General features: G+C 43.4%; 24 protein-coding genes and 1 pseudogene. 15 read left to right on the top strand and 10 right to left on the bottom strand.

Going from position 1 to position 23,871, the window contains the following annotated elements; genetic code table 11:
* Positions 1–83: 83 nt before the first annotated feature.
* The 4 genes from JMW94_RS03195 to JMW94_RS03180 all read right to left on the bottom strand — a co-directional run bounded on the left by JMW94_RS03195 (position 84) and on the right by JMW94_RS03180 (position 3,125).
* Entirely contained in the window at positions 84–1,394 is a 1,311-nt protein-coding gene (locus tag JMW94_RS03195) for an arsenic transporter (RefSeq protein WP_201601053.1), read from the bottom strand.
* An 81-nt stretch (positions 1,395–1,475) separates the two neighbouring features.
* A complete protein-coding gene (arsH, locus tag JMW94_RS03190; RefSeq protein ID WP_201601051.1) occupies positions 1,476–2,222 on the bottom strand; it encodes an arsenical resistance protein ArsH in 747 nt (248 codons plus the stop codon).
* Complete coding sequence (gene arsC, locus JMW94_RS03185) at positions 2,212–2,616, bottom strand: arsenate reductase (glutaredoxin) (RefSeq protein WP_201601036.1); 405 nt, start codon at positions 2,614–2,616, stop codon at positions 2,212–2,214. The genes arsH and arsC overlap by 11 nt, the downstream gene beginning before the upstream one ends.
* Before the next feature lie 125 nt (positions 2,617–2,741).
* Positions 2,742–3,125, bottom strand: a complete 384-nt coding sequence (locus tag JMW94_RS03180; RefSeq protein ID WP_201601033.1) for an ArsR/SmtB family transcription factor — start codon at positions 3,123–3,125, stop codon at positions 2,742–2,744.
* A gap of 194 nt (positions 3,126–3,319) precedes the next feature.
* On the opposite strand from JMW94_RS03180, the gene ilvA reads away from it, so the two are divergent.
* From ilvA to JMW94_RS03135, 9 genes and pseudogenes are all read left to right on the top strand, one after another.
* A complete protein-coding gene (gene ilvA, locus JMW94_RS03175; RefSeq protein ID WP_055124909.1) occupies positions 3,320–4,873 on the top strand; it encodes a threonine ammonia-lyase, biosynthetic in 1,554 nt (517 codons plus the stop codon).
* Between the two features lie 362 nt (positions 4,874–5,235).
* Positions 5,236–5,382 (top strand): annotated as a pseudogene (locus JMW94_RS14965) (excalibur calcium-binding domain-containing protein); the annotation flags it as partial.
* Between the two features lie 29 nt (positions 5,383–5,411).
* Positions 5,412–6,104, top strand: a complete 693-nt coding sequence (locus JMW94_RS03165) for an FMN-binding negative transcriptional regulator (protein WP_201601030.1) — start codon at positions 5,412–5,414, stop codon at positions 6,102–6,104.
* A gap of 125 nt (positions 6,105–6,229) precedes the next feature.
* Positions 6,230–6,670, top strand: coding sequence for an RNA-binding S4 domain-containing protein (locus JMW94_RS03160; RefSeq protein ID WP_201601027.1), 441 nt, complete (start codon positions 6,230–6,232; stop codon positions 6,668–6,670).
* A 206-nt stretch (positions 6,671–6,876) separates the two neighbouring features.
* Positions 6,877–7,374 (top strand): low molecular weight protein-tyrosine-phosphatase, encoded by a 498-nt coding sequence (locus JMW94_RS03155; RefSeq protein ID WP_055124912.1) that lies wholly within the window; start codon positions 6,877–6,879, stop codon positions 7,372–7,374.
* A gap of 134 nt (positions 7,375–7,508) precedes the next feature.
* A complete protein-coding gene (gene murB / locus JMW94_RS03150; protein ID WP_201601359.1) occupies positions 7,509–8,615 on the top strand; it encodes a UDP-N-acetylmuramate dehydrogenase in 1,107 nt (368 codons plus the stop codon).
* A 52-nt stretch (positions 8,616–8,667) separates the two neighbouring features.
* Positions 8,668–9,378 (top strand): YdcF family protein, encoded by a 711-nt coding sequence (locus JMW94_RS03145; RefSeq protein WP_227685397.1) that lies wholly within the window; start codon positions 8,668–8,670, stop codon positions 9,376–9,378.
* Between the two features lie 125 nt (positions 9,379–9,503).
* A complete protein-coding gene (gene ccoS / locus JMW94_RS03140; RefSeq protein ID WP_087815953.1) occupies positions 9,504–9,800 on the top strand; it encodes a cbb3-type cytochrome oxidase assembly protein CcoS in 297 nt (98 codons plus the stop codon).
* A 207-nt stretch (positions 9,801–10,007) separates the two neighbouring features.
* A complete protein-coding gene (locus JMW94_RS03135; RefSeq protein ID WP_201601023.1) occupies positions 10,008–10,910 on the top strand; it encodes a sulfite exporter TauE/SafE family protein in 903 nt (300 codons plus the stop codon).
* Between the two features lie 149 nt (positions 10,911–11,059).
* Here JMW94_RS03135 and JMW94_RS03130 read toward each other — a convergent pair whose 3' ends face one another.
* Positions 11,060–12,214, bottom strand: a complete 1,155-nt coding sequence (locus tag JMW94_RS03130; RefSeq protein ID WP_045446437.1) for a DEAD/DEAH box helicase — start codon at positions 12,212–12,214, stop codon at positions 11,060–11,062.
* 288 nt (positions 12,215–12,502) lie between these two features.
* On the bottom strand, positions 12,503–12,718 hold the full coding sequence (locus tag JMW94_RS03125; RefSeq protein ID WP_011513806.1) for a cold-shock protein: 216 nt from the start codon (positions 12,716–12,718) through the stop codon (positions 12,503–12,505).
* A gap of 477 nt (positions 12,719–13,195) precedes the next feature.
* Here JMW94_RS03125 and aroQ point away from each other — a divergent pair, with 477 nt between their 5' ends.
* Together aroQ and JMW94_RS03115 are read left to right on the top strand one after the other, a co-directional pair.
* The gene (aroQ, locus tag JMW94_RS03120) at positions 13,196–13,732 is read left to right on the top strand and encodes a type II 3-dehydroquinate dehydratase (protein ID WP_201601020.1); all 537 of its coding nucleotides are present in this window, start codon (positions 13,196–13,198) and stop codon (positions 13,730–13,732) included.
* Between the two features lie 134 nt (positions 13,733–13,866).
* Positions 13,867–15,168 carry an ABC1 kinase family protein gene (locus tag JMW94_RS03115; RefSeq protein WP_201601017.1) on the top strand — a complete coding sequence of 434 codons (1,302 nt, stop codon included), beginning with the start codon at positions 13,867–13,869 and terminating at the stop codon, positions 15,166–15,168.
* Positions 15,169–15,216: 48 nt separating this feature from the next.
* On the opposite strand, the gene JMW94_RS03110 is transcribed toward JMW94_RS03115, so the two are convergent.
* Positions 15,217–16,047: an ion transporter gene (locus JMW94_RS03110; protein ID WP_045446426.1), complete on the bottom strand. Its 831-nt coding sequence runs from the start codon at positions 16,045–16,047 to the stop codon at positions 15,217–15,219.
* Between the two features lie 400 nt (positions 16,048–16,447).
* On the opposite strand from JMW94_RS03110, the gene JMW94_RS03105 reads away from it, so the two are divergent.
* A complete protein-coding gene (locus JMW94_RS03105) occupies positions 16,448–17,197 on the top strand; it encodes a YebC/PmpR family DNA-binding transcriptional regulator (RefSeq protein WP_060491175.1) in 750 nt (249 codons plus the stop codon).
* A 101-nt stretch (positions 17,198–17,298) separates the two neighbouring features.
* On the opposite strand, the gene JMW94_RS03100 is transcribed toward JMW94_RS03105, so the two are convergent.
* Together JMW94_RS03100 and ftsY are read right to left on the bottom strand one after the other, a co-directional pair.
* Complete coding sequence (locus tag JMW94_RS03100) at positions 17,299–17,871, bottom strand: methylated-DNA--[protein]-cysteine S-methyltransferase (protein WP_201601014.1); 573 nt, start codon at positions 17,869–17,871, stop codon at positions 17,299–17,301.
* A 65-nt stretch (positions 17,872–17,936) separates the two neighbouring features.
* Positions 17,937–18,848, bottom strand: coding sequence for a signal recognition particle-docking protein FtsY (gene ftsY, locus JMW94_RS14960; protein WP_238033979.1), 912 nt, complete (start codon positions 18,846–18,848; stop codon positions 17,937–17,939).
* 879 nt (positions 18,849–19,727) lie between these two features.
* Between ftsY and JMW94_RS03090 the strand changes: the two genes are divergently transcribed.
* From JMW94_RS03090 to JMW94_RS03080, 3 genes are all read left to right on the top strand, one after another.
* Positions 19,728–19,892, top strand: coding sequence for a hypothetical protein (locus tag JMW94_RS03090; RefSeq protein ID WP_157908393.1), 165 nt, complete (start codon positions 19,728–19,730; stop codon positions 19,890–19,892).
* Positions 19,893–19,976: 84 nt separating this feature from the next.
* Positions 19,977–21,488, top strand: coding sequence for a M16 family metallopeptidase (locus JMW94_RS03085; protein WP_201601011.1), 1,512 nt, complete (start codon positions 19,977–19,979; stop codon positions 21,486–21,488).
* Positions 21,489–21,557: 69 nt separating this feature from the next.
* Positions 21,558–23,105 (top strand): M16 family metallopeptidase, encoded by a 1,548-nt coding sequence (locus JMW94_RS03080; RefSeq protein WP_201601009.1) that lies wholly within the window; start codon positions 21,558–21,560, stop codon positions 23,103–23,105.
* A 121-nt stretch (positions 23,106–23,226) separates the two neighbouring features.
* Here the strand turns inward: JMW94_RS03080 and JMW94_RS03075 are convergent, their stop codons facing one another.
* Complete coding sequence (locus JMW94_RS03075) at positions 23,227–23,802, bottom strand: hypothetical protein (protein WP_193008148.1); 576 nt, start codon at positions 23,800–23,802, stop codon at positions 23,227–23,229.
* Positions 23,803–23,871 lie beyond the last annotated feature (69 nt).

The raw sequence follows: 23,871 nt of genomic DNA, 5'->3' as shown, positions 1-23,871 counted from the left end.
TAAAATGCGCCGCCATTATACCCGATGAGCTTAATGGATGTCAGCGTAATAGCCACGCTAATCGCAAGACATTCACTCAAATTTTAAAATGAAGACAGATAAGGCAACCAAACAACCAAAGCCAGTAGCGTGACGAATAGTACGGGCGGGGTAATGAGCAGTCCAATCTTCATATACTGCCCCCAACTGATTTTATAGTCTTTTTCTGCCAATACATGGAGCCACAATAAAGTTGCAAGGCTACCGATAGGTGTGAATTTCGGCCCCAAATCATTACCAATCACATTGGCATAAATCATGAGCTCTCGAGTGGCATCAGGTACTTGCGCACTATCGATAGCCAGTGCACCTACTAAAGTAGACGGCATATTATTCATGACAGAGGCTACAATAGCAGAGAGGAATCCAGTTCCTACTGTTGCGATGACCGTACCCTGCTGCCCCAACCAATTCATTACTTGAGCACCATAGGCTGTTAACCCTGCATTACCTAAGCCATAAACCACCAAGTACATACCGATGGAAAATAATACGATTTGCCAAGGCGCTTGACGCAGGATATCAAATACAGAAACAACGGCATCACGCCCCCCTTGCCACCAACGTCCTGCAATTGCCATTAATATTAACGCCGCCACTCCTGTCACCAAAGAGATAGCAATGCCCAATGACTCAGTCGTAAAGTAGGCAATAAGTAGCAACGCGAGCAACGGAAAGGCCGCTTTAAAGACCAGCGGATCTTCAATCGCAGACTCGGGCGCACTCAAATCAGCAATGGAGTAGTGTTTTGGAATGTGCCGCGCATAGACCACCCATAATACGGCGAGCGTCGCCAATACAGAAACAATATTGACCGGTATCATCACTGCTGCATAACGGCCAAAACCAATGTCAAAATAATTGGCACTAACAATATTGACCAGATTAGAAGTGACTAACGGCAGACTTGCGGTATCAGCAATGAAGCCAGTCGCAATGATAAATGCCAAAGCAGATGGTGGTGAAAATTTAAGTCGCAGCAAGATAGCGATGACAATCGGGGTCAATAGCAATGCTGCCCCATCATTGGCAAAAAACGCCGAGATAAACGCGCCTAAAATCACAATCATAGGAAACAGCAAACGTCCTTGCCCATTGCCTAGCCTAGCCACATGCAATGCTGCCCAGCCAAAAAACCCTGCTTTATCTAAGATAAGCGAGATGATGATAAGCGCTACAAAGGTAAAAGTCGCATCCCAAACGATGTCCCACACAATGCCAATATCGGAGAGCTTTACCACGCCAAAAGCCAAGGCAATCAACGCACCGCCCATTGCACTCCAGCCAATACCCAGTCCTTTGGGCTGCCATATCACTAAAACCAAAGTCACGATAAATATAATCAATGCGATCATTGAGTAACCTTTTTAGGCTTGATTATTATAAGAACAATTATGTAAGAGCAAGCATTAGAAAATGAATGATGAGAGCATACATTAGAGTGATTTTTGATTGACGCGCTGCGACAGCTCCTCTACGCTTTCTACCCGTTCAGAGTAACGGTCAGTCAGATAGGCTGAGCGTCCACGAGTCAGCCAAGTGAATTTCACCAACTCCTCACAAACATCCACGAGACGCAAGTATAAAGGAGACTTATCCATACGATCATCGTCGTTAAATTCCAAAAAGGCTTTAGGAATAGAGGACTGATTGGGTATGGTAATCATCCGCATCCAACGCCCAAGAATGCGCAATTGGTTGACCGTATTGAAGCTTTGACTGCCACCGCTGACTTGCATCACTGCCAAAGTTTTGCCTTGAGTCGGACGTACACCACCTAATGACAATGGAATCCAGTCAATTTGTGCTTTCATAATACTGGTCATACTGCCATGACGTTCTGGGCTCACCCACAGCATACCTTCTGACCACTGCGCCAACTCTCGCAGCTCTTGTACTTTTGGATGATCTGCATCAGCAGCATCAGGCAATGGCAACCCCGCCGGATCAAAGGTTCGAACCTCACAACCATACCAACGCAATAGACGGCTCGCTTCTTCACTGGCCAGTTTAGAGAATGAGCGCTGGCGTAGAGAGCCATATAGCACCAATATTCTTGGCGCATGGCGCGGGTCATTTGTTCCAATTAAAGACTCAATATCGATAGGCTGTATACTGTCTGCATCAATATTGGGCAAATCACACAAATCGATCACATCTAAATCTGCTGTTTTATTTGCCATGATAAATCACTTCCCCATCTTCTTTAGTAAAACTACTCACGGGATTCTCTAACAACTCAAATACGCGCTCAGACGGTCGGCATAATGCTGCGCCTTTATTGGTGACCACGATAGGGCGATTGATTAAAATGGGATGGGCAATCATCGCATCAATGATTTGATCGTCAAACAATTCAGGATTGTCTAATCCTAACTCATCATTGACAGGCTCTTTGCTTCGTAACAGCTCTCTTGGTGAAATTTGCATTTTTGCCAATAGCTCAACTAAATAATCACGGCTTGGTGGGGTCTTAAGATATTCAATTACTTCTGGATTTTCGCCTGATGCTTTCATGATGGCCAATGTATTGCGAGACGTACCGCATTTTGGATTGTGAAAAATTAGTGATGTCATAGTAATTTTACCTATATTTATGAATATGCTTAGGGTATGCCCTCAATCTTGAAAAAATTGACTAAATGAGCTAAAAATGAGGACACGCCCTAGCAGTAAAGAGGTTTATTGAACCCGTTATTGGCTTACTGATGGTTTGAAAGACTGTCTGCATCAGCAGGTTTAGCAGGTTTAGCACGCTCACATCCGCTCAGACTATCCATAAGAGACGCACACAATTCTGGATGTCCCGCACAACAATCTTGCAGTAAAAACTGAATAACCTCCTCCATATGTGACAGTGAGGCGCGATAAATTATCTGCCGACTGTGCCGTTGAGACACCACCCACCCTGCACGAGCCAGCACCGATAGATGAGCTGACATTGTGTTATGTGGTACAGACAGTTGACGAGCAATTTCACCTGCTGGCAGACCAACGGGCTCTTGGCTGACAAGCAACCTAAAAGCCTTGAGACGAGTATCTTGAGAGAGCGCAGCAAAGCTTGCGATAGCATTTATTATTTCCATATGTCCAATAATACAGACATATGGAAATAATTCAATATCTTATTTAAAAAATATTGAGATAAAACCACCCTATCTTTCATCAAAAATTGAAATCGCTGCAAAAACTGCAATAGGGTCTTGCAAGACCGTTAAAATCAGCATAGGCTAATCTATTTAATTTTTCTATTCATCCACACTTTTTATTAGGGAACATTATGCTGTCACATTGGGTACGAGCCATCTTGCAAGCCACCGTCTATGACGTGGCAATTCAAACACCACTTGAAGCGGCGCCCAAGCTGACCCAACGTTTTGCTAATGACATTCGTTTTAAACGTGAAGACTTGCAACCGGTCAAATCCTTTAAATTGCGTGGTGCCTATAATCGAATTAGTCAGTTAAGTGATGAGCAAAAAGTACGCGGCGTCATTTGCGCCTCAGCAGGTAATCATGCCCAAGGGGTTGCTTACTCCGCCCGTAAACTTGCCCTAAACAATATCATCGTGATGCCGACCACTACACCTGACATTAAAGTAGATGCAGTAAAGGCGCTTGGCGGCAATGTCGATTTGTATGGTGATAGCTTCGATGAAGCCAACCGTTATGCAATCAATCGCGCTGAAACAGAAGGTCTGACCTTTATCCCACCTTACGATGATGAATTGGTCATTGCCGGACAAGGTACCATTGGTCTTGAGCTCACCCAGCAATGGCGCAACATGGATTATGTGTTTGTTGCGGTTGGCGGTGGTGGTCTCATCTCAGGTGTCGCGGCATTCTTAGGTGAAGTTGCGCCGCATGTCAAAGTGATTGCGGTAGAAGCAGAGCAATCAGCCTCTCTTAAAGCGGCGCTTGAAGCCAATGAGCGCGTTAAGCTTGAGCAAGTTGGACTGTTCGTCGACGGCGTGGCAGTTGCTCAAATCGGCGAATTGCCATTTGAAATTGTCCGTATGCAAAAGAGTGATAAGTCAGGTCCTTTAGTCGAGCCTGAAGTGGTGACTTGTACCAATGACGAAGTATGCGCGGCGGTTAAAGACATCTTTGAAGAGAATCGCAGTATCGTTGAGCCTGCGGGTGCGTTACCCGTTGCTGGTATGAAAAAATATATCGAAGCCCATAATTTACAAGGTAAAAACTGCGTCGGTATTATTTGTGGTGCCAATATGAACTTTGACCGCCTACGCTATATCGCTGAGCGTACTGAGATTGGTGAGAAAAAAGAAGCCATCTTTGGTGTGACGATTCCTGAGCAGACAGGCGCTTTCTTAAATTTCTGTCGTAGCTTACATGGACGCAATATTACTGAGTTTAATTATCGCGCCGATAGTAAAAAATCACCTGACTCTATGGAACCTGCATCAATATTTGTCGGTATCGCGCTAAAAGAAGGCGACAAAGAGCGCGAAACCATTCGTACGCAATTGGCAGCTGATGGCTATACAGCTCATGATTTGACCGATGATGATATTGCCAAATCACATATCCGCCATTTGATTGGTGGTCATGCGCATGTTGCAAACGAGCAATTATTAAGTGTGGTTTTCCCTGAACGTCCAGGAGCATTGCTGAAGTTTTTAGAAAAACTGGGTGATGACTTTAATATCACTTTGTTTCATTATCGCAATCATGGTGCCGCCGAAGGTCGCGTATTGGTCGGTTTGCAAGCGTCTGAAGGTAACTCTCGCCAATTACAAGACGCGTTACTCGATATCGGCTATGACTGCACCATGCTCAATGACAATATTGGTTATCAATTATTTTTGAAATAAAAATAGACTATCAATCCATCAATGGCTGTTTGTTAATCACCAAAAAGCCGCCATTGATGAATGAACAGTGGTTATGCATTGGTAGCTTTCATTAATTCATAGCGACCATGATGAGGTGGTAAACCGTGACTCAAAAAATATTGATCTTTGTATTATTACTGGTTTTAGCACTTTTGGGTTATAAGATGCTGCAACCTAACAACACGACCAGTAACCCTATCGCTGACGTTGCGACTGAGACTCCAGTTGACGCTGCTTTTACCTCAACTGATCTGGATGACATACCGCCAACGTACGTCGATTCAGATGCAACGTCAACATCAGTCTCGGCAGTAAAACCAGTACTCACGTCGTCAGCATCAGCACCAAGCTTTACCTGTGATGGCAGGAAGCATTGCTCTCAGATGACGTCATGCGCAGAAGCCACTTACTTTGTACAACACTGCCCGAATACCAAAATGGATGGTAATAATGATGGTATCCCATGTGAGCAGCAGTGGTGTCGCTGATTTTATATCAAATATAAACTGAGAACAGCATGCATATTCCTGCTATTTTTGCCGAAGAAAACCTAGAAAATATCATTGGATTTATCGCAGCCAACCCCTTAGCGACCTTGGTTGCTCAAACCAAAGATGGCATCGAAGCCTGCCATATACCGCTCTTCTGGCATAACGATAACTTTATGCCTGATGCTAGTGTTGGTGTTGGTGTTGGTTCTGATGTTAACTCTAATGCTCAGCACGGCTATCTTTACGGTCATTTCGGTCGTAAAAACCCTATTTATCAGAACACCTTACCAGATACTGCGTGGTTAATTATTTTTCAAGATTCTGGACATTATATCAGCCCCAACTGGTATCCTAGCAAAGCGAAAACCCATAAAGAAGTGCCCACTTGGAACTATCAAAGCGTCCATATTCAATCCAAAATTGAACTGCTTGAAGACGCCGATACACTGAAATGGATATTAGCAACCATGACTGCGCAGCAAGAGGTGCTATCCGACCATCCTTGGTCATTAGATGAGACACCTGCTACTTATATCGATGCTATGTGCCGAGGGATTATTGGCTTTAAGCTGCCCATCGATTCTATACAAGCCCAATTTAAATTAAGCCAAAATAAAACCGTAGAAAATATCACAGGTGTGATTAATGGTTTAGCGCAGTTAAAGACAAATGATGCGGCTGAAATGGCGATGAAAGTTGCCAATCAGAATAATGGCTAAGACGAGACTTTCGCTCTTCACCATAAAAATCTATTTTTAAATATTTTGATAGCACAGTGCTCTTTCAATTTGCAAAAAAAGCACCATTATTATTATCTTACTTTATGGATATCGATGAGGTTTTGATGAGTAAACACAACAAAAACCACAATCAGCCTAACCATAGCCAACCTGATGTCGTGCGTATGCGCCTCGATAAGTGGTTGTGGGCAGCACGATTTTATCGGACACGTAATCTCGCCAAAGAAGCCATCGAAAGCGGACGGGTACATTATGCGGGTAGCCGCGTAAAGACCAGTAAAGAGATTATGGTTGGTGATGAACTACAGATTCGTCAAGGCTCAGCCACTGCTATGACTGAAAAGACCGTGGTCGTTGAAGCACTAACGGCGCAACGTGGTAATGCACTCGCTGCTGAAATTTTGTATTCAGAGACTGAAGCAAGCGAAGAGCGCCGCGCTTATCATGCTGAGCAGCGCAAACTTGCCAATCTTGCACGGCCTGATAATAAACCCAACAAAAAAGAGCGCCGTGACCTTCAACGCTTTAAGCACAAACAAGAGTAAGCTGGTCAAAGCACGACCTTAGATTATAAATAATATCATCGAAAATTCGTGAACAGATGACCGTATTGTTTAGCTTCTACTCTTGCCATTCAAGGCATTAACCGTTACGCTGACAGCCGATTCACTTAATTAATTGCATGCTAATAAAAGCCGCACTAACATGCCGGTCTCTTATAGCATGTTTTTTTGTTATACAAGGTCATATTATGCTGATGAAAACCTGTACTCCGTCTTCTGTATTATTGGTTTGTTTGGGAAATATTTGCCGATCACCAACGGCTGAAGAAGTCTTTCGTCAGCAAGCAGCGATTGCTGGATTGTCAATCAAAGTAGATTCAGCAGGAACGAGTGACTCGCATATTGGTCATGCGCCCGACACTCGCTCGCAACGCCATGCAAAAGCGCATGGTTATAAAATCAATAAACTGGTCGCCCGCCAAGTCAGTGCCGATGACTTTCGTAATTTTGATTTAATTCTAGCGATGGATACACAGAATTTAGCTGATTTACAAGCCATCAAAGACAGCTTGATAGAGACAGAAGACAATTTGGCCAAATTGGCTTTATTTAGTGAAGAAGATCCTACTTATGGCGGCGACGATGTGCCAGATCCTTATAAAGGCGATGGTGACGACTTTGAAGAGGTAATTGAGCGTATTGAGTCAAGCGCACAAGCGTGGATTGAAAGCTGGAAAGCTTGCTAACGATAAAGCTAATTTTCTGCCACCTTTGTGTCTTTCATCCTTTATAATAAACACTGTGTAATTCATTATCTATCTGCCACATGGGCTATGTTATGACCTCAGTTTCACGCTTGGATTCTAGTACTCAATTTGCCATGACCACTGATTTGCTAGCAGGCTTATTGACCCGTGAATTAGTCGATTTGTCACATGGTAATACCATGGCCTTAGCCTGTGTTGCGGATACTGTCGTGACACTGACGGCTGAAGCACAGCTTGACGATTTTATGGCAAATTATACAAAAGACATAGCACAAAACAAGCCATTATTTGTGTTGTCTGGCGGTAGTAATGTGTTATTGCCAGCGCATCTGAATGCTATCGTATTGCAGCCCCAAATGCGCGGTATCAGCCTAACCGCTCAGACAGATAGCCACGTCGATATCGCAGTAATGGCAGGTGAAAACTGGCATGACTTGGTGGTATATACGGTCAGTCAAGGTTGGTATGGGCTAGAAAATCTGGCACTAATCCCGGGACTAACTGGCGCAGCACCCGTACAAAATATCGGTGCTTATGGTGTCCAACTAGAAGACTGCTTACAGTATGTACGAGCCTATCACTTACCCACTCAAACTTGGCATCATCTCACAGCCGCCGACTGCGAGTTTGGCTATCGTGACAGCATTTTTAAACGTGCGCCTAATACCTGGCTAATCAGCTGTGTTGGATTCAGATTACATACCGATGCAACCAAAATCCTAGCCAGCTATGGTGATGTGCAAACCGTTGCGCAACGATATTCCGAGCAAGACGATCGTACGCAGCCAGTGCCTGCGGATATCATGCAAGCGATTATCGATATTCGTCAACAAAAACTCCCTAATCCCAAGCAACTGCCAAATTGTGGTAGCTTTTTTCAAAACCCCATTATTCCTCAATCACACTTTACTGCTTTACAATCAACCTACCCTGCTATCGTCGGCTACGCTATGCCTGATGCCATGGTAAAGGTTGCGGCAGGCTGGTTGATTGAACAGACAGGCTTAAAAGGTGGGGGTATTGCACCGATTGTCACCCATCAGCAGCAAGCCTTGGTGCTGACCAATCATGCCCCTTATCACGCCACTCAAGATGATGTAGCAGATGCCCAACGACATATCGTCGATACGGTTTATGAAAAATTTGCGATTCAGTTAGCGCGTGAGCCAGTTTGGGTAAATACTGACGGCTCTATTGGGTATGATGAGCATGTGGTCTAAGCGGCTATTATCTAAGCGACTATGGCGTTATTACCTGCGTTCAGCTGAGCGTATGATAAAGCTATTTCGCATTATTAATATTACCTTTTTACTTGGTTCAACGACTGTTATTTTAGTACTCATCAGCCTATTCACGCCGCTGTTCTCCCAAGCGATTGTTTATCTATTTACGCTTTTGCCATTGCCCAGTTTACCCTCTGCTGCCTTGAGTTCACCGCCTACCGCTTATGTGGTGTTAGGCGGCGGACTAACCAACGATCATGACAATCAGATTATTCTTAATAGCTACAGCCTCAACCGTGCCCGTACCGCTGCCAGCGCTTATCACGACTTACCCCTACCTATTGTACTAAGCGGTGCTGAAGCGCCGTGGCTTGGTCAATGGCTCATTGAGCATGGTATTGATGGGCTGATAAGTGAAAATGCCAGTATGAATACCTGCGAAAATGCGCGTTTTACCGCCAAACGTATTCCACTGCATCATGTGTATCTCATTACTGACAGCTACCATATGGCACGTGCTCGTAGACAGTTTGCCTTAAACGGTATCAATAGCACACCACTTAGCGCCCCTTTACCAGTGAGCCGTGACTGGATGAAACCAGCGCAAAACTTAAGTCATTCTCGACGCGCTGTTTATGAGGTTGCTGCTTATTTACGCGATGTGATACGTCCTCAAATGAATTGTCGTCATGCCAACGACGTGACCTCACAGCAGCTGTTAACCCCTAGAGGTAACGCAGCAAAAAAACCTGACGAATAAAGTTCAATACCAGCAGGTAGCCAGTTCAATATCTTTTGAGAACTTACCCTAATCACTACCGGTCATCCACTATACTTGTGATGAGTGTATAATAATAAAAGAAAATGCTATTTAAGAGAGTTACCATGCTCAGTATATTTTTGTTAATTCCATTAAGTCTCATGCTGTTTGTGGTTGCCATTTGGGCGGTACGCTATGCGGTCAAATCAAATCAGTTTGAAGATTTGGACAATGCATCACAGCGCATCATATTGGATGATCGCCAAGAGCGACGGCAAACCATACAGGCTCATGATTACTCAGCGCCTATTTCGCAGAATGACGATACCACAGTGACTGATATAGTCGCTGATGATAAGGTGAGCCATCCTGATATAGAGTCAATTGATCATGCTGACCTTGATAAACAGCCAAAAATCTAGCATTGAGCCACCTTATCTATAGTAGAAGCTATTTAAAGTGTAATATATGGCAACCGAGCGCAAATAGTACGACTTAGTACATTGAACGAGATGGATGCCGTAACCACTTATCAAGGCTTGTACTATCTGCGCAACCTACTGTTAAGTGTTGGTTAAACGCCGATTGTATGCGTAGGTTTGCTTTTCATTTTTTAGGAGAATCGCCCCATGACCACCGCTTTACTTGTTGCGGCACTACTGATGGGATTTTTTGGTTCACCGCATTGCTTAGGCATGTGTGGCGGTCTGGTGACAGCATTTGGGCTATCGATGAAAGACGTCAGCCCTACCAAACGCCGTGCTCTTGTGGCAACTTACCATTTAGGTCGTTTGACCAGTTACGCATTTTTGGGTTTGATGGCAGGACTGATTGGCACCACTGTACTAGAGCCCTTAATGAAAGGTAACAGTACGCCACGTATCTTGCTAGGCTTGGTGTTAGTATTCGTCGGCGTGACCATGCTTGGCGCACCATTTTTAAAAAATCTTGAGCGTTTTGGTATGCGATTTTGGCAATATCTCAGCCCACTTCGTCAAAAAGTATTTCCACTCAATACCTTTCCGCGAGCATTAACGGCTGGACTGCTTTGGGGATTTTTGCCTTGCGGATTGGTTTATGGTGCATTATTGATTGCAGTAGTCGCTCACAATCCACTAAGCGGTGCAGCACTCATGTTTGTGTTTGGCTTAGGAACCGTACCGATGCTAGTCGCCACGCACGAAACCGTTGGCTGGTTACGTGACAAGATTGGACGTTTTCGCTTGAGACAGCTTAATGGCGCTGTCATGGTATTATCTGGCTTAGCCGTTGTGTTTGTCCCTATAGCAATGTCTAGCATGCATGGTGGACATGATATGTCCAATATGCAAGGCGATCATATGCAAATGAGCGATTCAGAAATGATGGATATGCCGGTGGATACAAATATGGATCACAGCAGCCATAATATGATGCCAACTGATAACAGCACAACTCCCCAAGTTATGGATCATAGTATGCATGATATGAGTGACGGCGCGATCAACATGAACCACGATGAACATTCTGAAATGATGGAACAAGCCCAATAGAATCATCGACAATAGATATTGTTAAAATATAAAATCATTTAACATCAAAATCTGCCATATAAAAAAGCCCTCAACATCAATCATGACGTTGAGGGCTTTTATGATTCCGACAGCTATACACTATAGTAGAACTGACGGCTTATAAATCACTATTCTTGCCACTGCTCAAGGGTAAACTTAGTATCTAAATGCTTCTCTAGCGCGGGTATATTAAAAGCATCATCTTCACTCACAAAACTAATGCTGATGCCTGTTTGTCCAGCACGACCCGTACGACCAATACGATGCACGTAATCATCTGGCTGATCAGGCAAGGTATAATTAACCACGTGGCTAACATCATCGACATGGATACCGCGTCCTGCGACATCAGTTGCCACCAAGACAGAAGCATGACCATCTTTAAAACGCTGTAAATATTTTTCGCGTTTTTGTTGAATGACATCGCCTGACAACATCACAATTTTATGCGCTTGACGCAGCTTATGATAGAGACGCTTGACTTGGTCTTTACGATTGGCAAAGACAATCACTTTATCCACTGCCGTATCACTGATGATACGCTGCAACGCTTCTAATTTTTGATCTTCTGTCAGTAAGTAAAAGTGCTGATCGACTAACTCACTGGTTTTATGTTCTGGCTCGATTTCAACAAACTGCGGCTCATGCAACCAGCGATAGGCTAGATTCATCACATCTTGGTTAAAGGTGGCAGAAAACAGTAAGCTTTGACGGTCTGTATTGGCTGGCATCCGACCGACCAAACGCTTGATGTCAGGGATAAAACCCATATCTAGCATGCGATCTGCTTCATCTAACACCAGTACTTCCACTCGATCTAAATAGACCATGCCTTTATTGGCAAGATCAATTAGACGACCAGGTGTCGCTACTAAAATATCGACATATTGACGCTCAAGCTCATGCTGCTGAGTCTCATAATTGGTGCCACCCATGATACAAACACTGTGCAGTGAAGTATATTTGGTCAAAGCGATACAATCATCAAATATTTGCTGAGCAAGTTCGCGAGTGGGTGCCATGACCACTGCGCGCGGCTCACCCAAATAACGCTCTTCATCATTGGTAAAAGGACGCTTGAGTAATGCCTCCATAATAGTCAATAGAAAGGTTGCCGTCTTACCAGTACCCGTCTGCGCCTGTCCAATAGCATCTTGATTTGCCAACGTATGCGGTAATATTTGTGCTTGAATGGGCGTTAATGCCGTAAAACCTAGATCGCTTACGGCACGTAAGGTCGGTGCTGAAAGTGGCAAATCAGTAAACGTGGTAAAATTACTCAAAAAAATATCCTTTTAAATTAATCACTTGTTCATTACTAATAATAAGTAGACTCATGATAAATAGGCTCATGATAACCCGTTATATTGCTATCTAAATTAAGCAGCAACAATATGAAATCTATATATAGCTGACTGAGATACGGGCATAAAAAAGCCAAGCCTAACGCCTAATCCCACCAAACATGCTGATTTTGACTCAACATGGGTAAGATAAAACGGGCTTGACTCAGTAGTATATCAGTAGTGTCTACAGACATTATAGCTAAACCGCTCTAATGACTGGATAGATTACTCTTCTACTTTTCTGACTTCTTCAGCTTGAAGGCCTTTATCACCTTCTACCACACTGAATTCGACCTTTTCGCCATCTTTTAGAGAACGATAGCCATCACCTTGAATCGCGCGGAAATGGACAAAAATATCTTCTCCGCTGTCACGTTGAATGAAGCCAAAGCCTTTTGAGTCATTAAACCACTTAACGATACCTTGCTCACGAGCTGACATAATATTGCTTCCTAAAAAAGTCCGCTTAGCCCCAAATTCCTTTGCAACATTGCATATAAACGGGATCTAAGATGATAAAATCAAAAACTTAAGAGTACTATCCTCACTACTATTACCTACATACCGCATCTATAGCAAATAACGGTATGTACCAACACAGTGAGTATTTACAAACATAACGACTGTCTTACTGATTGCTCTACTTCGGCAGTAGCAACAAACTTGCAATAATTATTGCATAAAAAATATCATAGCACGGGTTTTTAGCAACATAAAGACTTTTAACATGATTTTTTACCTTTAGCTTTATTTTCCATGTAATTTTTTTATAACCTCGTCATCAAGCTGTTATCATAAAGAGAAAGGTTTGATTAAACTGTGCAATTTTACGCTTATGCCATTTCATGCTTATACAGTATCTAAACCTTATAACAAATAATAAATCCTCAACCTCGTTTCATCGTTATAGAGACCATTATGACCTCTCCTTCTCAGTCTATACCAACCGTTACGCCTTCGAAGCAAAATGCCGATAAAACACTCACTCATAAGTTGTTGCTCGTTAATGGGGTCAATTTGAATTTATTGGGTAAGCGCGAACCTGAGATTTATGGTCATACGACACTAGCAGATATCGAGGAACGTCTGATCGCACGCGCAGCTCAGCACGGTATTGAATTGATATGTATACAATCCAATCATGAAGGTAAACTGATAGATGACATCCAATATCATGGACTTTTAGTGGAGACAGCGCTGCAAGTCGATGCCATTATCATTAACCCCGCCGCCTTTACTCATACCTCGGTTGCGTTACGTGATGCGCTCTTGGCCACACAAAAACCGTTTATCGAGGTACACTTATCCAATGTGCACGCGCGCGAACCTTTTCGCCATCATTCTTATCTAAGCGATATCGCCGTCGGTGTTATTTGTGGTCTGGGGCATCTGGGTTATCAAATGGCATTGTCCTACTGGCTTGATAGCCTCTACTCTGTCACAATCAGCGATTAATGCTTAATCCTGATTACCGAAAATCATGAATTGTATAACTATGCTTTATCAATAGCACACGAGTTAAACAGCAATTGTTTGACTAAAATACTAAAATTATGACTGAGCAAACAACCCACTACATGGTGATATGAATGGCAAAATCGTCTGGAAAGCGCTTTATGAAATTGGCTGGCATGACAGCAAGCATTGCCGGCAAAGCAGCTAAAAACTCATTTAAGCACCTCTCAAGTGACGAAGAAAAACGTTTGCAAGCACGCTCAGAGCTGATGCAAGATGTGGGCATTCAGATAGCCGAAACGTTGGGTGAAATGAAAGGCGCGGTGATGAAAGTCGGGCAAATTGCCTCGCAATATAAAGACGTGTTCCCACCAGAAGTAGCGACAGCGTTAGAAAAACTACAAAAAGATGCGCCGCCCATGCCCTATGCGCAGATACGTGCACAAATTGAGCGCGAGCTTAAAGCGCCTGTTGCAGAATTATTTAGCGAATTTGAAGAAACACCGTTTGCGGCGGCTTCCATCGGTCAAGTGCATAAAGCCGTTTTGCCATCTGGTCAAAAAGTGGTGGTTAAAGTTCAATATCCTGATGTCGATGAAAACTGTGATAGTGATCTCAAACAAGTACGCATGGCACTGAAAATCGCGGGTGTGCTCAATATGAGCAAACAGTTGCAAGAGCAACTGTTCAACGAGATTCGCCAAAGTTTACATGATGAATTGGACTATATTAAAGAAGCGCATAACTTGCGAGTGTTTGGCGCATTTCATGCAGAAGACAAAGGTCTTATTATTCCTAAAGTCATTAGCAGCCACTCTTCTAAACGGATTTTAACCTTAACAGAAGAGATGGGAGAAACCCTAACCGTCGCGGCGACTTGGGACAATGACATCAAACAACACATAGCCAAGCGCCTGTTCCACTTTACCGCAGGACAACTATTTGGCTTATACCGTATGCACTGTGACCCACATCCCGGCAACTTTGCCTTTCGCAAAGATGGCAGTGTGGTGGCTTATGATTTTGGCGGCATTCGTAGCTATAGTGACAGCGAAGTTCAATTGTTCCGCCGTTTTGCCAAGCATGCCATTAAAGGAGATGTGACTGCCCTTGAGCAGGACCTCATCGCTCTTGATATTCGCCGTGATGACGATAAAAATATCCCCGGAGAGTTTTATGAGAAATGGCTATCCATTGGGCTAAAGCCCCTGTCTATTCAACCTTATCAACAAGGCGCTTTTGATTTTGGTCAAAGTCAGGTTCATCACGAAGTCATTGCTCAAATGCGGACGTCGTTGAAGTACTTTGGTCAATTCCAGCCTTCTGCAACCACCATGATGCTAGATCGCACAGTGTCAGGACAATACTGGAACTTGGTCAACCTCGGTGTTGAGATTGACTTATCACCGCTCGTTAGTGAATACATTGATGTGTAACGATATAAAATATAAATATTTACGAAAGCAGACAACGCACAAACACTACTAAATATGCAAAGCGTGTCCACAACGATCACAGAATTCTGCTGCAATGGCATGACCGAACTTGCCACAATTAGGACAGGTGACGGGATTGAGTTGCGGACGCATATTACGTGCCAGCTCAGAAGTAAAAATCCCTGTTGGCACTGCAATTATCGAATAACCCGTAATCATGACCATGCTCGCAATCGCTTGACCTAGCGGTGTTTTGGGTGACATATCACCGTAACCGACCGTGGTCATGGTGACGACTGCCCAGTAGATAGACAGCGGAATACTGGTAAAGCCATTTTCAGGGCCTTCTACCACGTAAATAATCGAGCCGAAAATCGTGACCAATAATACCAGCGACAAAAAGAATACCGTGATTTTTTGCTGACTGGTTTTAAGCGCCGACGCCAAAAATCCCGCTTGTTGCATATAAGCTTTGAGCTTGAGTACGCGAAACACACGTAAAATACGCAAAACCCGTATCACTAATAGATACTGTACCCCCACAAACATAAGGCTCAGGTAACTTGGTAGCACAGATAATAAATCAACTACCCCAAAAAAACTAAAGACGTAACGCACGCGGTTGGGTGCTGAAAACAACCTGAGCGCATACTCTATCGTGAATAAAATGGTAAAAAACCATTCAGCATAGAAGAATATAGTGCCATATTGCAGGCGCATGTATAGCACACTATCAAGCATGACCACAGCCACACTGGTCAAAATCGCAATCAATAATACAATATCAAAAAGTTTACCCAAGCGGGTATCTGTGCCTTCAATAATAATATGAATGCGGTTGCGCAGGTGGGTAATGGCTTCAGCCGTCGGTTGCTTCATATAGTCAGTAGTATCGAGTCAGTAGCGATATAAAATCAATGGCTTGATGGCAACCAATGATTTAAAATACGCTGGATAAGGCCAAGTTAGTCAAAATAGATAAAATTGGTTTATAATATTGCTCACAGGTCACATGTGAATACAATCACTAAGTTGCCACAGTGTAGCAAAAAAGCACTCTCAACAAAATACAAATCGTTAACGTGTCGGTAGCTCTGTTACTTCAAAGAAATAGCCCAAGCTATGTATAGAAACAGGTAATCTGAGGTGTGTCATCATGCAGATTGAAAAATCTTAAAATGTATAAATACGCTCATTCATGACACACTCATAGTGAAAGATTGTTATTAAACACTTGTTTTAAGCACAATAAATAATACGCAAAACTTAAGGATGTGATATGGCAGGCCATTCAAAATGGGCAAATATTAAACACCGTAAAGCCCGTCAGGATGCGGTAAAAGGTAAAGTATTCACTAAAATTATTCGTGAAATTGTCTCTGCTGCCAAGCAAGGTGATCCTGACCCTAACAAGAATCCGCGCCTACGTGCTGTCATTGAAAAAGCCCTGTCTGTCAACATGACACGAGACACCATCAACCGTGCAGTAGCTCGTGGTACAGGCGGTGATGACAATGACAATATGGACGAAGTAAGCTATGAAGGCTATGGCATCGGCGGCGTTGCAGTACTTGTCGAAACCTTGACTGACAATCTTAACCGAACAGTCAGTGAAGTACGCCACGCCTTTACCAAAAATGAAGGCAATCTGGGTACTACTGGCTCGGTCGCTTATCTATTTAATAAGCGCGGTGAAATCATCTTTAATGATACAAGCCTAGAAGATGAAGTCATGCTAGTGGCATTAGATGCAGGCGCGCTTGATATCGAGAATGATGGTGACAGCTTGCTCGTCATCACTGAATGGGAAAATTTCGGTCACGTCAAAGATGCGCTTAATGCTGCAGGTTTGGTCTCTGACAATGCCGAAGTGACCATGGCACCGTCTACCAGTGCTGAAATAGACAATGTCGATGATGCACTAAAAGTCATGAAAATGATTGATATGTTAGAAGATATCGATGATGTGCAAGAGGTTTATAGCAATGTGAACTTTTCTGCTGACGTAATGACCCAACTTGAGCAATAGTTTTATCCCGCAACCCTTTATGTCTCACACATCAAAAAGCCAAACGTTTCAAACGTTTGGCTTTTTTTGTTTAGCAATATGTGACGAACGGTTCGCTCCTACTAGGTTTTGCAAGTGACACCTTCAAGCGCTAGCAAGTATGTTTTCTTATCTAGTCCGCCTGTATAGCCACCAAGCTTGCCATCGCTAGCAATGACACGATGACACGGAACAATAATGCTAAAAGGGTTTTTACTATTAGCATTAGCAACCGCGCGAAACCCTTTGGGACTAGCGACATTTTGTGCCAGTGTCGCATAGCTTATTGTTTCACCATAGCCAATATCTTGTAACGCTTGCCAAACTCGTTGCTGAAACTTGGTTCCTAAGCTGATATCTAATGGCAAATCGAATGCCTGACGATCACCTTTAAAATACGATTTTAATTGCGCTATAGTCTCTATGAGTAGCGCTTGGGCAGGCTCATTTTCGCTTAGGCTGTCCTCATTGATAAACGTAAAGCTCTGATCGACAAGCCCATAGTGTTTCTTAAGTTTAGGAATAGATTTTGAGCTATGCCAAGAGTCACCTGCTAGCAGCCAGTTGACTTCAACCAGTTTAGGGCTACTATGCTCATTGACACTCGCAATTAACGTTAGCTGGTGTGCGCCAAAAGCGGCTGTGGTGGCTATCATGATGCTTCCTTTCAAATGATGATATTTTCAAAAATCGTTCATCGACTAAAACAACCTATCGAGCGCTACTCTTTATCATCGGTCTCAAATAAGGCGGCGACAAATTGTTTTGGACTAAAGGCACGTAAATCATCAATCGACTCACCGACACCAATATAGCGAATAGGAACATCCGTCGTTTCGGCAATATTAAAGACCACACCACCTTTCGCAGTACCATCTAGTTTGGTAATGGTGATACCCGTTAATGGTACGACCTTGTTAAAGAGTTCTACTTGATTAATCGCATTTTGACCCGTGCCAGCATCGAGGACAATCATACCTTCGTGCGGTGCGCTTGGATCAGCTTTACGCATGACGCGTACCACTTTTTCAAGCTCTGCCATTAGGTGGGTTTTATTTTGCAAACGCCCAGCAGTATCAGCGATTAATACATCGATATTTTTTGCTTTGGCAGACTGCATGGCATCAAAGATAACAGAGGCACTATCAGAGCCGTGACCTTGAGCGACGACTGGAATGTTATTACGCTCACCCCAAATTTGCAGCTGTTCAGTAGCAGCGGCACGGAAGGTATCGCCAGCAGCCAGCATAACGGATTTACCTTCGCCTTGTAGGCGCTTGGCAAGTTTACCAATCGTCGTGGTTTTACCGACACCGTTGACACCCACAACTAAAATCACAAAAGGTTTTTTGCTGGTATCAATAATGAGTGGTGCGACTTTTGGCGTTAAAATCTCAACCAATTCAGTTTGCAACGCTTTATATAATGAATGCGCATAAATCAAATCACCACGGTCTGTCTGCTCGGTCAGACTTTTGATAATACGATTGGTCGCGTTGACACCGATATCGGCCACCAATAACTGATCTTCAACTTCTTCCAATAGCTCATCATCAATCTCTTTGCCACCGATCAGGATGCTGACCATACCTTCGGCAAGATTTTTACGCGACTTACTTAGCCCCGTTTTCATGCGGTTAAACCAGCTGCCTTTTTTCTTGTTTTCTTGCAGCTCTGTAGATTCGATTTCTGCTTGAGTGGTCGCTTGTACCGCACTACTCGCAGGACTGACATTTGGGCTATCGCCAAGTTGCTCTTGTAATGGCATGGTTGGGGCAGTAGAAATAGTGCTAAGCTTAGTATCAATATTTTTATTATTATTTTTATTGTTATCAGTTGAGGAAGCGCTTATAAAGCTTTCAGAGGCGTTTTTAGACGTGCTTTGCTCTTCTGTCCTCACAATTGGCGCACCCAAAGCAATGTTTTGTGCCGCATCAGCACTTGAGACATCTTTGTTTATCGTGCTGTCTTTTTGCTGATCTTCGATGCTTTTATCTTTGGGCGCTTGGATAGAGCCTGCATCTTCCTTCTCATCGATAATGGGCACAGATTGCGAAGGCAGACTGGGTAAGGTAATATCATCGTCATCTAAGTCATCAAGATTGCCATCGAGATTAATGATTACACGACTGCTATTATTGGAGTTATTCATAAGCTTGCCCTAAAAGTTATCACGGTCAGTTATTTGATTATTTTAAATGGGTTGGTATATCGTCATGTTTTTGTCATGGATCATGACCCACGACCCACGACAGTCAATTTTTAGCCTAGTTTATCATAATTCGAGTTGTGCTCAGACCTTACCATCATAGCCTATCGTCAATTTTTGCAAATCTGGCAAGTCACACCATCCCTTTAGAAAGTTTCGCTTAAGGTTTGGCAACAAAAATCTGACCTTACACATGCTAAACTTCGCCTACTCTACCAGAGTTTATTGTAGAACAAGCCTTATTCCAAAACTTACCAATTACTTCACTATCGCTCACTCAATCCTCATTTTTAGGAATTATCTATGCCATCACTGTCTAATACTGACAAAACGTACGGTAAAAAAGCAATCAGCATCAGCGCAGCTTTATTAGTAGCAACACTGGTGCTATCTGCGACAGGCTGCAATACCACCCAAGAATTTAAGCCAACAGCCAGTGTGATGGTTGGGGCACATAAATCTTTATAAAACCTGCTATCTATCGCTAGTATTTAGAGTGATCTAACCACTGATCAATTTACAAGTTGCCATTTTATATAAGTAGAATATACCATGCCACTGCCTTTATCACCGTCGCACTTACCTGCCGCCTCTCTACGTCTTGCCTGTGCCTTAGCAATAGCAACGACTCTTGCTGCTTGCCAAACCAGCACTATCAACGCCAACACATTGTCGACTGCTCAGAAGCCAGTCATTGAAAATACCTTGGGTAAAGATGGGCTAAATACCGCTAAATCAGGTCAAGACATTCAGCCCTCATCAGCATTGACCATGGATATGTCAGGTCGACACGAATATCAATTAGAAAACGGTCTAAAGGTAGTGGTAAAAGAAGACCATCGCGCACCTGTGGTAATGACTCAAATCTGGTATCGAGTTGGGTCAGCAGATGAGCCACTGGATAAAGGAGGCATCTCGCATTTGCTTGAGCATATGATGTTTAAAGGCACTACTAACGTTTCGAGCGACGACTATGAGCGCTTGATTGCTAAATTTGGCGGCGTCAATAATGCGTTTACCAGCTACGACTATACGGGCTATTACGAGCTATTCCCTGCTAACCGTTTTCCTTTGGCACTAGAGCTAGAAGCGGATCGTATGAAAAACCTACTTTTTAATGAGCAGGAATTTACCAAAGAGCACCAAGTGGTCATGGAGGAGCGCCGCCAACGCACTGATGATAATCCACTTGCCAAGGCTTATGAGTCATTTCGCTTATTGGCGCTTCCGAATAGTCCAAAAGGCGAATCCGTTATTGGTCCGATGGATGAGCTTGAATCCATTACCCTCACAGATTTAAAAGACTGGTATAAAACATGGTACGCACCAAACAATGCAACGTTAGTCATCGTTGGCGACGTTAAACCGCAAGAAGTGTTGGCTCAAGTCAAACGTTACTTTGGTGAGCTAACACCAAGCGATCTACCTAAACGTCCTGCCGTCAGTCAAAAAGGCTTCCGTGGCTATCAGAAAGTCGACTCTGAGCAAGCCGTACAAGTGCCAGTATTGTTAATGGGTTATAACGTACCCAGTCTCGTCACTGCTGGTGCAGCTAATGAAAAACAAGCTTATGCGCTCTCACTGGCTCAAGATGTATTAGACGGTGGTCTCTCTGCCCGCCTTGAGAGTCGATTGATACGCGAACAAGGTCTGCTTACCACGGTGGGCACTTCATATGACTTGCTAGATCGTGGCGATGGACTGTTTTTGATACAAGCGACTCCACGTGAAGGTGTCAGCTTAGAGCAAGCACAACAAGCCATTATGGCTGAAATAGAAAAGCTCAAAACCGATCCCATCGCTGCTGATGAAATCGAGCGTGCCAAAACCAATACGGTCACAGGGCTCGTCTATGCGCAAGACAGTATGGAAGGTCAGGCGCAGATGATTGGCTCATTACAGTCTATCGGTATTGACGATACGCTGCTTGCCAAATTGCCCACCAAACTCGATAACGTGACGATTGCTGACATACAAGCTGCTAGCAAAAAGTATTTAGTAAAGGACAATTTAACAGTGATGCATGTCATACCACCTAAAAACCAAGCAGCGACAGAGAAATAATCGTGCCGTGTTAGCTCTTTATTCGATACAAGCGCCAATCATAAAGACCTTATTTATAAGAAGAAAACCATGACTCAAAATAGTGATTTGTTGCAAAATAGAAAAAAAGCGTGCAGCTCAATACCATCAGCAACCCCCATAATGCAAAAGCTGTCGCATCTTAGTCTTTGCATCTTGCTAGGTCTAACAACGTTGACAGCACAAGCAAACACAACAGGTGCTGAAGAATATCGTGGCTCTGCGGCCGTGGATACGAGCGCACCGATTGCCGCATTATCAAAGCTAACCAGCCTTGACGATGATAAACCGTTAACCGTTACCATCCCAACGATTCAGCAGTTCAAAACCAAGGTAGGCGTTCCCGTACGTTTTGTACAAACAACAGCCTTACCGATTGTCGATATCGACTTGCGTTTTAACGCTGGTAGCGCCCGTGATGGCAGTATTAGTAATACAGGCTTTGGTATTGCTAATATGACTGCCACTATGTTGACACAAGGCTCTAAACGCTTAGACGAAAATGAATTTACTCGCGCTGTTGAAACCTTGGGCATCAATCTAAATAGTAGTGCTTATAAAGACATGTTTATTGTGTCGCTACGTAGCTTATCTGATGATAAGCATCTACTTCCAGCCGTTGATTTAATGACTCAGATGCTCAGCGAACCCGCTTTTGACGACAGCATCCTAGCACGTAATAAAGCACGATTATTGGTTGGTTTACAGCAGCAAAAACAAGATCCCAACAGCCTTGCTAGCATTGCATTTAGCGAAGCATTGTATGGCGAGCATCCTTACGCCCATCCATCAGCGGGTACGCTTGAAAGCGTTCCTACTATCGAAAAGCAACAGCTAATAGATTTCAAAAACCGCTACTTGGTCGCAGCAAATGCCTCTGTTGCCATCACTGGGAATCTAACCTTAGAGCAAGCAAAAAAACTTGCGGAAGATATCACTAGCAAATTACCGAAAGGTCAGCCTGCAACTGAGCTGCCTGAACCAAAACCACTGAGCCAAGCCAAGCACATTCATATCCCCTTTCCAAGTACTCAAACCACCGTACTTATGGGACAATTGGGAGATAAGCGCGCCACCGATCCCCAGTCTCAGCAGAAGCAAACCAACTTTGCGGTTGGTAATGAGGTACTTGCAGGCGGTGATTTTAATGCGCGACTCATGACTGAGATTAGACAAAACTTGGGCTACACTTATGGCATATCAGGCTCTATGAACCCCATGCTGGCACGAGGACCGTACCAAATCGGTTTTTCAACGCGTAATGACAAGGCGCGCGCGGCCATTGATGCCAGCTTAGCCGTCATCAATGACACTTTAGAAAAAGGTATTACCAGCACTGAAATGCGCTTAACGACGGACAATCTTAAGAATAGCTTTCCGATGGGTTTTGCGAGCAATGCGGGAATTAATGGCCTACTTGGGATGATGAATTTTTATCAATTACCAAACAGCTATCTGACTGATTATGTCAAACGTATCGATCAAGTACAGCTATCAGAAGTCAATCAAACCATGCAAGATATCCTTAAGCCTGATGATTTCCTGATTATCACCGTTGGACAAGAGGATCCTTGGAAAGATAAAAAGACCAATAAATAGCCGCACAAAGAAATGCTGGGCAACACTATTTAGTATTGCCCAGCATTTCTTTATAGGTTGGCACTCTTTATGAGTGGTAATAAAAGTCGATAGTGGGTTGCCCATACAAAAAATAATGCTCTTAACCAGAAATAGTCACTGCCACGTCATACATGAAATTTTCAGGCTTATAAGTTGCACCATTATAGGTCAATCGAATCACGTGCTTGTCATAAGAGTCTACTTGATAATCACCATTGGCGAAGTCATGCAGGGCTGGCACTATGAGTAGTGCTTCAATTTGACTGTCGTTAATGCTAACCGAGATCTGCTGACCACTGCGTGGGTATAAAAAATAATCACAATGATTATTCACCATCACTTCTGCAGTACGCTCAACGACCTGACTACCTATTTCTTCTTGTATAAGTTTTGGACAGATATCTGAGCGCTTTGAAGCCAGCCGAGCGTAAGAGTTCTTGATATTATCTTCAATATCTTCAACGTCCTGTAAGTTTCTATCAGGATCAGTAGCAGAATCTTCGGCTGTTAGAGAGCCTTGTTCAGAAAACGTTTCTGGGCTACAAGCACTGATCAATAAAAGAGATAGCAAGACCGAACCAAACAAAGCCATATACGTGTTATTTGATTGCAAAAACGCTTTTTTTGGCTTATCAGACTTATGTGTTTTCACCATGGTTGAATACCGCTTCTTCATAAATCCTACTTACAATAGACGCTATGTTATTTCATAAACTAAATGATCATTAACCATAGTTTTTTAATA

It is taken from the genome of Psychrobacter immobilis (assembly GCF_904846185.1).
Lineage (GTDB): Bacteria > Pseudomonadota > Gammaproteobacteria > Pseudomonadales > Moraxellaceae > Psychrobacter > Psychrobacter immobilis_B.
The sequence above is the reverse complement of the archived record's forward strand: the minus strand, read 5'-3'. Positions and strand labels throughout refer to the sequence as shown.